General features: G+C 63.8%; 15 protein-coding genes. 12 read left to right on the top strand and 3 right to left on the bottom strand.

Features of this window, described 5'->3' with window-relative positions; all coding sequences use genetic code 11:
• Window positions 1-215 precede the first annotated feature (215 nt).
• A complete protein-coding gene (locus FYC77_RS17835; RefSeq protein ID WP_202911868.1) occupies window positions 216-1,088 on the top strand; it encodes a universal stress protein in 873 nt (290 codons plus the stop codon).
• A gap of 118 nt (window positions 1,089-1,206) precedes the next feature.
• On the opposite strand, the gene FYC77_RS17840 is transcribed toward FYC77_RS17835, so the two are convergent.
• Together FYC77_RS17840 and FYC77_RS17845 are read right to left on the bottom strand one after the other, a co-directional pair.
• Window positions 1,207-2,595 (bottom strand): TIGR00341 family protein, encoded by a 1,389-nt coding sequence (locus FYC77_RS17840; protein ID WP_149082853.1) that lies wholly within the window; start codon window positions 2,593-2,595, stop codon window positions 1,207-1,209.
• A 149-nt stretch (window positions 2,596-2,744) separates the two neighbouring features.
• Window positions 2,745-3,614 carry a universal stress protein gene (locus FYC77_RS17845; protein WP_149082854.1) on the bottom strand — a complete coding sequence of 290 codons (870 nt, stop codon included), beginning with the start codon at window positions 3,612-3,614 and terminating at the stop codon, window positions 2,745-2,747.
• 287 nt (window positions 3,615-3,901) lie between these two features.
• Here FYC77_RS17845 and FYC77_RS17850 point away from each other — a divergent pair, with 287 nt between their 5' ends.
• From FYC77_RS17850 to FYC77_RS17860, 4 genes are all read left to right on the top strand, one after another.
• A complete protein-coding gene (locus tag FYC77_RS17850) occupies window positions 3,902-4,360 on the top strand; it encodes a universal stress protein (RefSeq protein WP_149082855.1) in 459 nt (152 codons plus the stop codon).
• Window positions 4,361-4,492: 132 nt separating this feature from the next.
• Window positions 4,493-4,633 carry a hypothetical protein gene (locus FYC77_RS20225; protein ID WP_162354555.1) on the top strand — a complete coding sequence of 47 codons (141 nt, stop codon included), beginning with the start codon at window positions 4,493-4,495 and terminating at the stop codon, window positions 4,631-4,633.
• 121 nt (window positions 4,634-4,754) lie between these two features.
• The gene (locus FYC77_RS17855; RefSeq protein ID WP_149082856.1) at window positions 4,755-5,345 is read left to right on the top strand and encodes a carboxymuconolactone decarboxylase family protein; all 591 of its coding nucleotides are present in this window, start codon (window positions 4,755-4,757) and stop codon (window positions 5,343-5,345) included.
• 161 nt (window positions 5,346-5,506) lie between these two features.
• Window positions 5,507-5,959 (top strand): universal stress protein, encoded by a 453-nt coding sequence (locus FYC77_RS17860; protein WP_149082857.1) that lies wholly within the window; start codon window positions 5,507-5,509, stop codon window positions 5,957-5,959.
• A gap of 219 nt (window positions 5,960-6,178) precedes the next feature.
• Here FYC77_RS17860 and FYC77_RS17865 read toward each other — a convergent pair whose 3' ends face one another.
• Window positions 6,179-6,583, bottom strand: coding sequence for a hypothetical protein (locus FYC77_RS17865; RefSeq protein ID WP_149082858.1), 405 nt, complete (start codon window positions 6,581-6,583; stop codon window positions 6,179-6,181).
• Between the two features lie 142 nt (window positions 6,584-6,725).
• Between FYC77_RS17865 and FYC77_RS17870 the strand changes: the two genes are divergently transcribed.
• The 7 genes from FYC77_RS17870 (at window position 6,726) to FYC77_RS17900 (ending at window position 13,916) form a co-directional block, all read left to right on the top strand.
• A complete protein-coding gene (locus FYC77_RS17870) occupies window positions 6,726-7,853 on the top strand; it encodes a YihY/virulence factor BrkB family protein (RefSeq protein WP_149082859.1) in 1,128 nt (375 codons plus the stop codon).
• 63 nt (window positions 7,854-7,916) lie between these two features.
• A complete protein-coding gene (locus FYC77_RS17875; RefSeq protein ID WP_149082860.1) occupies window positions 7,917-8,339 on the top strand; it encodes a hypothetical protein in 423 nt (140 codons plus the stop codon).
• A 34-nt stretch (window positions 8,340-8,373) separates the two neighbouring features.
• Window positions 8,374-8,850 carry a YbaK/EbsC family protein gene (locus tag FYC77_RS17880; RefSeq protein ID WP_149082861.1) on the top strand — a complete coding sequence of 159 codons (477 nt, stop codon included), beginning with the start codon at window positions 8,374-8,376 and terminating at the stop codon, window positions 8,848-8,850.
• A 394-nt stretch (window positions 8,851-9,244) separates the two neighbouring features.
• Window positions 9,245-10,237 (top strand): hypothetical protein, encoded by a 993-nt coding sequence (locus FYC77_RS17885; RefSeq protein ID WP_149082862.1) that lies wholly within the window; start codon window positions 9,245-9,247, stop codon window positions 10,235-10,237.
• Window positions 10,238-10,538: 301 nt separating this feature from the next.
• Entirely contained in the window at window positions 10,539-11,957 is a 1,419-nt protein-coding gene (locus FYC77_RS17890) for a metal ABC transporter solute-binding protein, Zn/Mn family (protein WP_149082863.1), read from the top strand.
• Window positions 11,958-12,072: 115 nt separating this feature from the next.
• Window positions 12,073-12,813 carry a metal ABC transporter ATP-binding protein gene (locus FYC77_RS17895; RefSeq protein WP_149082864.1) on the top strand — a complete coding sequence of 247 codons (741 nt, stop codon included), beginning with the start codon at window positions 12,073-12,075 and terminating at the stop codon, window positions 12,811-12,813.
• A 2-nt stretch (window positions 12,814-12,815) separates the two neighbouring features.
• On the top strand, window positions 12,816-13,916 hold the full coding sequence (locus tag FYC77_RS17900; RefSeq protein ID WP_149082865.1) for a metal ABC transporter permease: 1,101 nt from the start codon (window positions 12,816-12,818) through the stop codon (window positions 13,914-13,916).
• The last annotated feature ends 3 nt before the right edge of the window (window positions 13,917-13,919 follow it).

A 13,919-nucleotide genomic window follows, 5' to 3' on the forward strand; every position in this document is an offset into this window, starting at 1 on the left:
GTACGCTAGTGCCACCAACTACCGTAACGAATCAAAGAGTTTCAGGTGGTTTGGTCCGTTGTTTCGGCAACTACTGTAAACGGCGGGGTTTTGCACCTGTTCATCCCATAACCGGTCTCGAGGCCAGATCGCTCGGTCTCGAGCGTCGGCTTCGATCACGTCGACCGACTGATTCGTGGGGCGATTTGATGTGTGTCGACGTTGAACACGCTCGCATGTTCGCGACCCTGCTCGTTCCGACGGACGGCTCGGACGGGAGCGACGCCGCGATCGCCCACGCAATCCAGTACGGCCAAACCTACGGCGCGAAGATCCGTGCGCTCTACGTCGTCGAAACCGGTCTCGAGCCCTCCGACCTGACCGACGACCAGCGCGACGCGCTCGAGGCACCCTCGGAACGACGCGGTCGAGAGTCGACGATCGAGGTGACGAACCGGGCGGAATCCGCGGGTCTGGAGGCGGCTCGAGAAGTTCGCGAGGGCGTCCCCTACCGCGAGATCCTCTCGGCTGCCGTCGAGTCCGGTGACGATCTGATCGCGATGGGAACCCACGGCCGGCGAGGGGTCGACCGCGCGCGACTGGGGAGTACCACCGAACGGGTCCTCGCACTCGCGGACGTCCCGGTGCTTTCGGTTCGACTGGACGAAGACGCGTCGCCGGCAGTCGACGACGGCTACGACCGGATCGTCGTTCCGACGGACGGCAGCGACGCTGCCGAACGGGCCGCGGAGACGGCCTTCAACGTCGCGGAGAGGTACGACGCCACCGTCTACACCGTCTACGTCCTCGATACGACGATATACGACTTAGAAGACGCTCCCCGGAGCACGATCGGCCCGCTCAGGGAGGGCGGAGAGAACGCGATCCAGTCGGTCGCGAGCATGGCCGAGGACCGTGGCCTCGAGACGAAAACCGCGGTTCGACGGGGCGTTCCGGCGGACGAACTGCTCGCGTACGCGTCGTCGGTCGATGCGGATCTGCTCGCGATGGGAACGCGGGGACAGGCCGTCGGCACCGGTGACCTGCTCGGAAGCACTACGGCCCGGGTCGTCAGGCGGTCGCCGGTGCCGGTGTTGAGCGTCGGATAGCCGCCGCGGGCGCGCTTCGACAGGCCGTTTTTCCGCCGGTTTCTGGCCCCGGTACGTCCGGACTCGCCGGGACGCGGGTCCGGCTCCACATCGGCGCTCCACGTTCCTGCGATCCGCATCAGGGCTCGACGACCTGAACGTACTGCCGATCCAAGCGTTCGTTCCCTTCCTGTCCAGCCAACCACTCCCGATCGTCGGTCTCCTCCCAGTCGACGGGGTATCGCTCGTCCGCGACGGCGTAACGCACTTCCACGATCGGCGGGTCGTCGACGTCCGCTGCGACGGCGTCGAAGATCAGTTCACCGAGAGCCGGATCCGGCGCGAGTTCGTCGCTTCGGACCGTCACGACGACGCGGTCGATCGACCGGAACGGGTAGTCGTCGTCGAGGACCACCTCGACGGATTCGGCCTCTAGGTGGTCGTATCGGGGTTCTGCGAGCACCGCCTCAACCTCCTCGTCCGCCGCCGACGCCACCTGGGTCGTCTGAAACTCGATCAGCGTAATCGCGCCGAGAGGTGCCGCAAGCACCAGCAGTGCCACGGCGAACACCGCGAGGTAGGTCGCTGTCTGGCGACGCGTCGGAGACACCTCGAACAGCCCCTGCGGTCGGTAGCCGGCCACCCAGAGCGTGACCAACGCGGCGAGGTTGATCGACAGGACGTTGACGACGACGAGGACGAACGCGCCGAAAGCCGCACCCCACATCCCCCAGGCAGTCGTAATTCCGACGGCCGCAGCCGGTGGGATGAGCGCTGCCGCGATCATCACGCCGACGATCGCCTCCGAGAACCCTCGCGTGAGACTCAGGATGCCGGCGACGCCGGCACCGAGCGCGACGGCGAGCGAGAAGAGGTTCGGCGACACCCGTTCCTGGAGTTCGGCGACGACGACGATGTCGACGCCCCCCGGCTCGAACCCCGCGAGTCGGGCGAGCCACGCGAGTCCGATCGATGCGGCGACGACGACGGCGACGCCGACCAGCTGGTACCGGAACCCGGTCGACCGAAGTCCATCGTTGCCGGTGACGATGCCGACACTCGCCGCGAGCGCCGGCCCGAGCAACGGCGCGATCACCATCGAGCCGACGACCACCGCCGGCGAGTCTGCGAGCAGTCCCGACGTCGCGACGACGGCGCTGATCAACAACATGACGACGTAGATCCTGAACGCGGGCGTGAGTTCGTCGGCTTTCGTCTCGAGTACCTGCCTCGAGGTCCGTTCACCCCTCGTTCCGCCGTGGCTGTGGCGTTCGCGCAACTCGTCGAACTCCTCGGAGACGACGGTCTCCGCGTCGATGACGACGACGCGTGCGCCAGAGAGGTCCGCCTCCGACAGTCGGTCGAGCACGCCCTCGACGGCCCGCGTCGGAAGCGGAAACCTGACTGCGGCGTCGTGTTCCTGGCGGCCGACCTCGTCGCTGACGATGTAATCGACACCCTCCGCCTCGAGAACGTCGAGGACTGCCCGGCGCTGTCCGTCCGGAATCGTGATTTCGATGTACCGCACACCCCGTCGGACCACGGACAGACGGATAGAACTACGTCGTGACGGACCCGTCTCGTCGCCACTCCCGATCTATCTGAGTACTCGAGAGTGTCTCTGTGGAACGGCTCGTCGACTGATTTCGAGAGCCTCAGCCGACAATCTCGAGACGGTTAGCGGAACAGCCGGCGGAGTCTGGACGGGACGGGGTCGTGGCGTTTCGCCAGGATAACCGTCCCGGCGGCGTGTCTCCCGACCGCTTCCGAGATCGTCCCGAGGAGCCGTCGCTGAATGAGGCCGCCCCGAGAGACGCCGAGGACCGTCAGATCGTGATGGGTCGTCTGATCCGTAATCGTCCCAGCGACGTCGGTCGACTCGAGGACCGTTCGCTCGACAGAGTCGACGCCAGAGAACGAGTCGGCGGTATCCTCGAGTAGCGCCTGTGCCTCGTCTTCGGATAGCTCGAGGTCGTCGGGATCGACGACGTGAAGCAGGGTGACCGACGCATCGTTCCGTCGGGCGATCGCGCCGGCGGCTTCGGCTGCGTACCCGTCGTGTGGCCCGCCGGCAACGGGGACGAGGACCGAGTCGATCTCCGGCGTCGGCGTCTTGACCCGCTTGACGAGAACGTCACAGGGAGCGTTTCGGAGGATCGTATCGAGGTAACTTCCCAGAATCACCTCCTCCCGCGGTGGGCGACCACGCCAGCCCAGAAGAATCGCGTCGGCGGCGTACTCCTCGGCGCCACCGACGATGCCCGTCGCGACGCCGCGGGCGATTCGAATCCGGCTCTCGACCGGAATGCCGGCCGATTCGACGCGATCTGCGGCATCAGCCAGCAGTTGTTCGTCTTCGTCCTCGAGGAGATACCGCCGCCCGTCCTGGAGCGACAGTTGTGGTGGGACCTCGAGAACGTAGAGGAGCACGATTCGGTACGAGCGATCGGTAGCGAGATCGATCGCCGTGTCCAGCTGTCGGGTTGCGGTCTCGGCGTTCGCAATCGGGACGAGTAGCGTCCCGTCCGCGGTTGTCGGATCGTCCATACGCTCGAGACGGCCCCCGGTCTGTTATCAGTTACTCTGACTCTCGAGTCGACGGAGACATCGACCACCCGAGTTGGTCTTGAGTGAGAACCGCGATAGCAAACGGTGTGTCGTACGGACTGGGATGAGCCGGTGCCTGTTGATCGAAAACGGCGGCCGATCGGCCGACAATTGGTCATCGCAGCCCGTGTCAGCTATCTCTGGACGGATTTCGACTTGTCGTGGCCCGGGAACGAACGCCACATTATATGTTATCTGAACGAATAGAAAACCGTGAGGGATTCACCGTGTACGATAGCGTTCTCATCCCAACGGATGGTAGTAAGGCGGCGACGGCAGCGGTCTACGAAGGAATCGAACTGGCGGCACAGAATCAGGCGACCGTCCACGCGCTGTACGTCGTCGAACCGATCCCACTCGGTGGGTTCACCAGCGGCCCGGCACCGGCGAGTTCGGAGTGGGACGACGTCGTAGACGAACAGCGGGCCGAAGGAGACGAAGCGGCGACCGAAGTCGTAGAGGCGGCCGAGTCGTTCGATCTCGAGGTCGTCGAGGCCGTCGAGTACGGAAAACCGGCCGGCGTGATCCTCGAGTACGCCGACGAACACGATATCGACGCGATCGTGATGGGGACCCACGGTCGATCCGGCGTAGACCGGGTCGTCATCGGGAGCGTCACCGAGACGGTCGTTCGTCGGAGTCAGGTTCCGGTCCTCGTCGTCAGGACCGACGGCGAGGGTGACTGATACGGGTTACTGCAACGATGTACCGCGCATCTGCCACACGGGTCGCGGTTACGCCGGAAATGACAGTAAGTCGTATGAATTGGTAGCTACCAATCCGGTATGCTGTGACCGACTGTCGGTCGGTCATCTCTGATGGAGCCGTTCACGGGGACCGGTCCGGATTTCCGCCGGCCCGTCGCGACCACCGGGAGCGCCTCGAGGCGAACGCTGAACGGTGTGTCCCGTGAGAACGCGGCGGGCAGCAGCGACGAGCGCTGCGAGCCCCAAGCGTGAGGTGGCCACCCACCCCAAACGGCTTCGGGTCGAACCACGTGATGGGGAGGGACACTCACGTTGACGTTTTCACCACCCCGATATCTTTATATTATCTCCCAGTGAGGTGTGGGCTGTTACCATGTCACGAGTGCCACTCATCGAGCCCGACAGCGTCGACGATCCAGCCATCGAAGAGATATTCGAGTGGGTCACCGAGATGGAAGGGACCGTCCCCAACCACTTCTACTTGGAAATGAACTTCCCGGAGTATATGAAACACAAGCTCAGGTCGACGGCAGTGCTTTGGGAAGAAGGGGAGCTTTCGATGCCGGAGATTCAACACGTCGGTATCGCCGTCTCGAAGGCAAACGGCTGTGAGTACTGCACCGGCGCTTTCTGTACGATCCTCGATTACGGTCTCGAGGCGGAGACGAAATACGTAATGGAGTTCCTCGAAGCTGGCACGGACGTACTCGATGACGCCCGTCTCGAGGCTATCGTCGACTACGCGTTGATCGCAAACGAAGATCCAACCGCCGTCACGGACGAGGATGTCGAGCGATTACGGGACGTCGGTCTCGGAGATAAAGGGATTGTCCAGTTGACGCATGTCGTCAGTGACTTCGCATCTTACAACCGGATCAACAGCGCACTAGACACCGACTACGACTACCAGGAAATGTGGCGCGAGGCTAACCTGACTGCTATGAATCCCGCCGCCGACGAGTAACAACCTCCGGTCGTTCCAACCAAGCCGATACCGGTACGGAACAGCGACCCTTTTATTTCTTAGGGTATATTGAACACAATAATTGGTCTGTTCGATCCGTCGCTACGAAGGGATCGTTTCCAGGCGTCCGCCTTTATACTCCGTGAGGGACAACGTCGGGTATGTACGATCGAATACTCGTGCCGACTGACGGGAGCGATCACGCCGACGCGGCGGCGGAGACCGCCATCGACCTCGCGGCCACGCTAAACGCGAGCGTCGACGTTCTCTGCGTCGTCGAAGTGGGGCCACTTGGTTCGATTTCGCTCCCTGGCGAACGCGGGAGTGCAGAAGAGATCCTTGGCGAGCGAGCACGGGGGTTCGTCGACGAGATCGCCGAGCGCGCTCGAGCGCGCGACGTGACGGTCGCAACCGAGGTCAGAGAGGGGATTCCGGTCCGCGAGATCCTCGAGTACGCCGGCGAGATCGACGCGGACGTCGTCGTCATGGGGTCGAGAGGGCGTGGCGGGATCGGCCGAATGATGTTAGGAAGCGTCACGGAGGGAGTTACCCGCCACAGCGAGCGAGACGTCCTCGTCGTCGGCGACGAGGCTACTGCCCTGTCGGAGTCGTAGTCACTCACGGCGGCACGGTCTCTCCAAATCGTCGTCAGTTCTGCGACTCATACGGTCTGCTGTACCGATGTACCGGCGAACCCGCAGACGGTTTCGGGTTCGACGGCACCGACTGATACGGTCTGCGATGACTGATTTCCGGTCGATCGCACGCCGGTCTGTGATCGACCGGGACCGACTCATCGCGGCCCGTATGACGGCAATCCGTATCAGGGTGGATCACGCACCGTCGGAGAGCGCGTTCGAGCGCCGGCCGAGTCCCCACCCGAGAAGGGCGAGGCCGACGAAGATCGCGATCGCCTGGACGGCGTGTGCGGCAGGGACGACCTCGGGTGTAAATCCCCAGGCGTCGAGGCCGAGACTCGCCAGAAGCGAGAGTAACACGAGTGCGACGCCGACGTCCGCGGTTCGCATGCTCGGAAGCGGGCCCGGCGAGGTGCGAAGTCGCCCGATCAGGTAAAACACGAGCACGTACGGAATCCATCCGACGACGAGGTACCGCACCGCTCGAGCGGGCTCGCCGGCGAGAACCTGGCGGGGGACCAGTCCCAGGTAGACGATCGCCGTCGCGACGACGGCCACGATCAGTAACAGGTACCCGCTGGCGCTGGGGCGCGTTGACATAACGTACGACTCGTGATCCGTTCTGATGGTCAATATATGGATGGGGTACGGATCCGAACAGGGTTCGAGGCGCGAACGGGGGAGACCCGTCCACTCGCCGTGCAAGGAGACCGCCTATTGAATCGGGGCTCGTTGACGCGGTATGGGTATCGATGTCCGAAACGGGATCCCGTTCGGAAAGGCGGTCGTCGCCGGCATTCAGGAGAAGAACGTCCCGTTCATGGCAGCGAGCATCGCCTACCAAGCGTTCATCTCGCTGATCCCGCTTCTGGTCCTCGTGTTCTTTCTCGTGACGGTACTCGGCGACGAGGGGCTCGCTGCTGAAGTCAGCGCCGCAACCGCCGGGTTTCTCCCCGAGAGTGGCCAGCTCATGGTCGAAAACGCCATCGAGGAGTCACCCGCGACCGCCGGTTCGACCATCGTCGGGCTCGTCGTCCTGCTGTGGGGATCGCTGAAGATCTTCCGCGGGCTCGACACGGCGTTCTCGGAGATCTACGACAGCGCGACCGAGAGTTCGTTCGTCGGCCAGATTCGGGACGCGCTGATCGCACTCGGTGCGATCGGACTCGCGCTGGTTGCGGCTGGAGCGACGAGCATCCTCCTCGCGGTGTTTCCCGATGTTCCGTTTCTCGGTCTGGTGGGTCCCCTCGCGCTCGTCGTCGGCCTGACGATCGCCTTCTTCCCGATGTACTACTACTTCCCCGACGTCGAGGTCTCGGCTCGAGCGGTCCTCCCCGGCGTCCTCGTCGCCGCCGTCGGCTGGACGGCTCTCCAGTCGCTGTTTCAGGTGTACGTCTCCTTTGCAGCCGACTCGGAGTCGGCCGGCCCCGTCGGTGCGATCTTGCTGTTGATGACCTGGCTCTATTTCGGCGGGCTCGTGTTGCTCGCCGGCGCAGTCGTCAACGCGGTCGGATCCGGCCGACTCGAGCCGGAGGACGTGCCGTTCTCGGAGTCTGACGACGCAGACGCCGACCGCGACCCCTTCGTCGACCGGGCACGCCGCGAACGCCAGCGGCTCGTCGATCGGATCGACGCCCTCGAGCGAGAGCGCGATCGGCTCCGCAACGACCTGGCGTCCCAGCGTCGACGACGGTACCGACTCGAGGACCGGGTGAGTCGCCTCGACGCGACGACACGGGATCTCGAGGCCGAGAACCGCCGGCTTCGCCGGCGTCTCGAGGACGGCCAGGGCCCTGGATGGCGAAAGACAGCGCGAGGGATTCTGTCCCGAGTCAGCCGCGTTCGGCTCGGAACGGTAAAACGTCCGTAGCGAGCCGACGGGTCCGGCCCGTGAATCCGGAGGTTCTTTGTCGGTCGCCGTCTCTGCTCACCCGTGTCGCATCCGATACGGGACCTCCGGCGACGGATCCGAAGCGAGCATTCGGACGTCGTCGCCAGCGTCGGCGACTGCGCCGACCGCGTCGCCGATCCGTGGGACACCTCACGGACGACCGACGGGCGGGCGGTCGCCGATTCGTTGCGAACCGAACTCGAACGCACGGGTTCGCTCGAGCGGCTGTCTGCGGTGCTCGAAGACGTCGTCACTGCAGCGGGGCACGAACTCCGTGCCGATCCAGTTCCGGCACCACCGTACGTCGTCGTGACGAGTCGCGGCCCGATTCTCCGGGCGACGATCGACCCTGGGCGGCTGGTGATTCGATTCGACGTCTTCGAGGTGGTTCTCAACGCCTCGACGGATCGAATGACAGCGTATCGGCGGACGGATGGAACGCGGGTGACGATTTCACTCGAGTGAACCTTTTAGTGATGGGGCCGAAACGACCGCACCGATGCACGAACGCGCAGCGGCGTTTTCGGAACGGGCCCGCGAGCGATTCGGCTTCGAGCCCGAGGTCGAGGAGTTTAACGAAGGAACGAAGACGGCGGCCGACGCGGCCGACGCGATCGGCTGTGCCGTCGCACAGATCGCCAGTTCGCTCGTCTTCGACGTCGACGGCTCGCTCGTCGTCTCAGTTACGAGTGGTGCAAATCGCGTCAGCGAGGAGGCACTCGGTGACACGTTCGACGTCTCGGCCGACGACGTCTCGATGGCCGATCCGGACCGAATCAGTGAGGAAGTCGGCTGGTCGATCGGCGGCGTCCCCCCGTTCTGTCACGATCGATCGATTCCGGTGCTCGTCGACGAGACGTTGCTCGAGTACGAGACCGTCTGGGCAGCCGCTGGAACGCCGGAAGCGGTCTTCCCGATCGATCCCGAGACGCTGACGACGTACGCGGACGGTGACGTGACGTCTGTCGTCGAATAATTGCCAGATCCGTACGACCGTCAGATTCGTCGTTCGAACCGACGTCGTCACCACTCGAGTCGGTCAGCGTCGGAGTTGTCGGAAGAGGTCACCGTGTGCCTGCGACGAATCCGATGAGTTCTCGTCGATTGCCGACCGGAAAGCCGAATCGTCGTCACGGTCACCGGCCGTCGTCCGTGAAGACGGAATCTGATCCCAACAGAACCGTGAAGACGGATTCTGAACCAAACAGAGCTTCCGGTACCAACCTGTTCGAGAACCGAGTATTCCGCTCGAGGGGTTCGAACGTCGGCGGCCCGTGATGGTTGTTATACTTGGTTCTATCGTTGTAAGTTGTTAATAAGATCGCCAGATTCATTACCAACCACCCGCAACGGAGCGGTGGTGACTACGCATGACTGACAAGCCACGTCTGGCTTCCCGTCGGCGGCTGCTCGCGACGACCGGTACGTTCGCTGCACTCGGTATCGCCGGCTGTCTCGGTGACGAGGAGAGCGGCGAATCCGAGAGCGACGACGGCCACGACGACGATCATGATCACGATGACGACCACGATCACGACGACGATCATGATCACGATGACGACCACGATCACGACGATGACCACGACCACGACCACGACGACGGTCCGGTCTCCGAATTCGAGGTTTTAGACCGAGATCACGACGAAGACGTTCTCGTCTACGTCCACGGTGACCACTGGCACGACGATCCGCTCGTCGTCCCCCACGACGATAACCTCTCGCTCGGCGCGTACGCCGAGGACGACCACGGCGACGAGATCGAACTCGGCGACGGCGTCGAACTCGAGGCCGCGGTCGTCGACGGTGCGAACGAGATCGTCGAGTTCGACTTCCACGGCGACCACATCCACGTCCACGGCGAGGAAGACGGCTTTACCGATATCGTCTTCAAGCTCGTCGAAGACGGCGACGTCATCTACGAGACGCCCGAACTCGAGACGGAGGTCAGCGATCACGACGACCACGACCACGGTCACGATCACGGCGACGTCGAGGAGCTCAAGATCCTCGACCGCTCCGAGGATCCACACGAGGAGGTCGCCGAGTACCACGACGGTCACTGGCACGGCGAGTTGCCACACGTCCACGTCGACGACAACGTCTCGCTCGGCGGCGAGTTCTACGACGACCACGGCGACGAGATTCACGTCGGTGGCAGTGAGGAGTACGAACTGGCCGTCACGCTCGCCGACGGCGCGGAGGAGGGAATCGTCGAAATCGATCCCGACGAGCACTGGCACGGCGACCACGTCCACATCTACGGCGAATCCGAGGGCGAGACCGAAGTGATCTTCCAGCTCTGGCACGACGATCACGCCGACTGGGAGACCGAGCCGATCACGATCGACGTCGAGGATCACTGATACGGGTTCCTGACCCGATCGCTCAGCGCACCCGTCGCCCGGGTCGCGGATGCGCCGGAAGTGACATACAACGGGTCGTCTGATACGGATTCCTGTCCCGATCGCCCGTCGCACCCACGCCCCCTGGGGCCGGTTCGCCGGAACTGACTGACAGGAACCCGTATGAGAGGAGCATCACCCGCCGTTGCCGATCTTCCCGTTGTTCGGACCGTTACTAACACCGCGTGATCCGCTACCACGTGTTAATAACCAATCTTGGGCAGATAATAACTCTTTTAGCTACGAGCACCTAGTGGCGAATATGGACATCTCACGTCGTTCTGTCTTGAAAGCCAGCGGGGGTACGCTGGCGGGAGCAGCGGTCGCCGGCTGTCTGAGCGAACCCGACGCGGGGGAGTCCAACGAGGGGGGCGACGACGACGGCAACGGTCCCACCGGATACGCCGCGTTTTTCGCCCTCTGGGACTGGGCCAATCACGTCGGCGGCGACGAGATGACGTTCGTGAATCCGATCGAAGCCGGCGAGATGGGACACGGCTGGGAGCCGCCGGCCGACATCCAGCGCGATATCGCCGACTCGGACGTCTTCGTCTACCTCGACACCGCCGAGTTCTCGTGGGCACAGAACGTCGCAACTGACCTCGAGACCGATTACGACGACGTGACGCTCATCGACGCGATGGCGGGCCTCGAGTCGCAGTTGCTGGCGGTCGACAGGGATCCGGAAGACGACCGCGAACCAGCGCGAGACCACGAGTTCGACCCGGATGCGGTCGACGTCGCCGGTTTCGACGTCTACGACGGCCAGTCCGGGGAAGAAGTCGCCTACTGGCACGGAGACCACTGGCACGGAGAGCTCCCGGAGGTTCCCCTCGAGGGCTCGGCGACCGTCGAGGGTGTCTTCGAGGACGACGAGGGGCGTGTGCTCCCGCTCGGCGACGACGAGCAGTTTCAGATCGATGCGCGAATCATCGACGGCGCGAACGAGGACGTCCTCGAGATCGAGTCCCACGGCGATCACGTCGAGTTTCACGCGCTCGACGTCGGGCGAACGCGAGTCGTCTTCGAACTCGTTGCGGACGGGGAGGTACTCTGGGATACCAGTGCCGACAACATGACGGCCGAAGTCGTCGAGGAGCTCTCCGAATCCGACGCGCCGGAGTTTTACGACCCACACGTCTGGGTCGATCCGATCATCGCCCAGGACGTCGTCGAGACGATCGCGGACGGTCTCGCCGAGGTCGATCCCGACAACGCCGAAACCTACGCGGAGAACGCCGCCGCCTACAACGAGCGCCTCGACGAGGTCGACCGTCAGTTCGAGGATCTCGCCGCGGAGGCCGACCGCGACGTCGCGGTCCTGGCGGGCCACGACTCGTTTCAATACATCGAACACCGGTACGACTTCGAGATCCACACGCCGGTCGGCATCTCCCCCGACGCGGCCGAGACGGAGTCGGACATCTCGGAGGCGATTTCGATCGTCGAAGAACACGACATCGACACCATCCTCTACGATCCGTTCGAGACACCGAACCCGGACGAGGACGTCCCGCAGATGGTCGAGGTACTCCTCGAGAACACCGACGCAGAGGAGTACGCGCCCCTCTCGCCGGCCGAGGGGACCACCGAGGAGTGGAACGAGCAGGAGTGGGGATGGATCGAACAGATGGAAGAGATAAACATCCCATCGCTGCGACAGGCACTCGGTGCGGAATGAGTTCGAACCAGGAGCGTTCACGCACGGAAGCGTCCAGGAACCAACGTGCCCGAAACGGACGATTCGAAGTGGAAGAACTAAGCACACGCACCTCCGAGAACGGGGTGAGTTCACAGTGAGTTCGATCGTCGACGTCCAGAACGTGACGTTCTCCTACGGCGAGAAGCTCGCGCTCGACGACGTCTCGTTGACCGTCGACGAGGGCGACTTCCTGGGACTGATCGGTCCGAACGGATCTGGAAAGACGACGCTGTTACACATCATGCTCGGCCTGATCGGTCCGGACCGCGGTTCGGTCGAACTGTTCGGCCAACCCGTCGAGCAGTTCGACCAGGGCGAGCGCATCGGCTACGTCTCCCAGAAAGCGACCAGCCGCGGTGGGACGATGCCGGTCACCGTCCGTGAGTGCGTCCGAATGGGGCGGTTCGCCCACGTCGGCCACTCGAGGCTCTCCGACGAAGATCGACAAATAGCCGAGGACGCACTCGAGACGGTCGACATCGCGGATCTGGCCGACCAGCGAATCAACCAGCTCTCGGGCGGCCAGCGCCAGCGGGCGTACATCGCTCGAGCGATCGCCTCCGAGGCCGATCTGCTCGCACTCGACGAGCCGACCGTCGGCGTCGACGCCGAATCCCGCGACGCATTCTATCGGTTGCTCGATTCGCTGAACGAGTCGGGGATTACGATCATCCTGATCGAACACGACATCGGCGTGGTCACCGATCGAGCGAATCGCATCGCCTGTATCAACACCGAACTGTACCACCACGGCGACACGGAATCGTTCGTCGAGAGCGAGGCCCTGAGCGAGGCCTACGGCGCGACGGGAACCGTCGTCCACCACCACCACTGACGATGAGCGGGCAGGACGAACACGCGACGGAGTCGACCCACCTCTCCGAGGAGCGATCGCAATCCGTCAAGCTGGACCCGAGACGAGCCGTCGAACTCCTCGGCGTCACACTCGTCGGCATTTTGGGGGCACTCATGATCGGATTCGTCGCACTCGACTGGCTTCGCCACTATCCCTCGCTTGGCACACTGCCGACGACGGCGTTCGAGCAGTTCCTGATCGCCGGCATGTGGGCCGACTACGTTCTCGGAACCAACGTCTTCCAGCACCCGTTCATGTGGCGCTCGATCGCGACCGGCGTTCTCGTCGGTATCGTCGGACCGCTCGTCGGCACGTACCTCGTCCACAGGCAGATGGCGTTGATCGGCGAGACGCTCGCCCACACCGCCTTCGCGGGCGTCGCGATCGGACTGCTCGTCATCGGCCTCACCGGGTTCGGCGGGTCGCTGATGTTCGTCGCGCTGCTCGTGAGCGTCGTCGGTGCCCTCGCAGTCCAGTGGCTCACGGAGCGCACCAGCACGTTCGGCGACGTCCCGATCGCGATCATGCTTACCGGGAGCTTCGCCGTCGGGACGTTGCTCATCAGCTGGGGTCGCGGCCACGTCCCAGTCACGATCGACATCGAGGACTTCCTCTTTGGCAGTATGGCGGTCGTCACCGCCGACGGCGCGCGGATGATGGCGATCCTGAGCGTCGCCGTCGTCGCCATCGTGGCGGTCACGTACAAACAGCTCCTCTTTATCACCTTCGACGAGCAGGCCGCTCGAGTCGCACAGCTCAACGTTTCCGGCTACAACACGTTACTCGTCGTGATGACCGCGGTCGTCGTCGTCGGCGCGATGCAGGTTCTGGGCGTGATCCTCGTCGCGGGAATGCTCGTCATCCCCGTCGCCGCCGCCTCGCAGGTCGCCCGGAGCTTCCGCGAGACGCTGTATCTCTCGATTTTGATCGGCCAGATCTCGGTCCTCGGCGGCTTCGCGTTCGCGATCGGCTCGAGTCTCCCCTCCGGCGGGTCGATCATCGTCGTCGCCATCGCCTTCTACCTGGTCGCAGTGGCCGCCTCGTTGCTCGCGGGTCGGTCGGCAGCGATCTCGATGCATTAGCGG

Origin of the sequence: Natrialba swarupiae (assembly GCF_008245225.1) — an archaeon.
Lineage (GTDB): Archaea > Halobacteriota > Halobacteria > Halobacteriales > Natrialbaceae > Natrarchaeobius > Natrarchaeobius swarupiae.

Bases quoted from the DNA above. Each gene is read 5' to 3' on its own strand.
- FYC77_RS17835 (WP_202911868.1), top strand. From the start codon at position 216: ATGTTCGCGACCCTGCTCGTTCCGACGGACGGCTCGGACGGGAGCGAC.
- FYC77_RS17845 (WP_149082854.1), bottom strand. From the start codon at position 3,614: ATGGACGATCCGACAACCGCGGACGGGACGCTACTCGTCCCGATTGCG.
- FYC77_RS20225 (WP_162354555.1), top strand. From the start codon at position 4,493: ATGGAGCCGTTCACGGGGACCGGTCCGGATTTCCGCCGGCCCGTCGCG.
- FYC77_RS17855 (WP_149082856.1), top strand. From the start codon at position 4,755: ATGTCACGAGTGCCACTCATCGAGCCCGACAGCGTCGACGATCCAGCC.
- FYC77_RS17860 (WP_149082857.1), top strand. From the start codon at position 5,507: ATGTACGATCGAATACTCGTGCCGACTGACGGGAGCGATCACGCCGAC.
- FYC77_RS17865 (WP_149082858.1), bottom strand. From the start codon at position 6,583: ATGTCAACGCGCCCCAGCGCCAGCGGGTACCTGTTACTGATCGTGGCC.
- FYC77_RS17870 (WP_149082859.1), top strand. From the start codon at position 6,726: ATGGGTATCGATGTCCGAAACGGGATCCCGTTCGGAAAGGCGGTCGTC.
- FYC77_RS17880 (WP_149082861.1), top strand. From the start codon at position 8,374: ATGCACGAACGCGCAGCGGCGTTTTCGGAACGGGCCCGCGAGCGATTC.
- FYC77_RS17885 (WP_149082862.1), top strand. From the start codon at position 9,245: ATGACTGACAAGCCACGTCTGGCTTCCCGTCGGCGGCTGCTCGCGACG.
- FYC77_RS17890 (WP_149082863.1), top strand. From the start codon at position 10,539: ATGGACATCTCACGTCGTTCTGTCTTGAAAGCCAGCGGGGGTACGCTG.
- FYC77_RS17900 (WP_149082865.1), top strand. From the start codon at position 12,816: ATGAGCGGGCAGGACGAACACGCGACGGAGTCGACCCACCTCTCCGAG.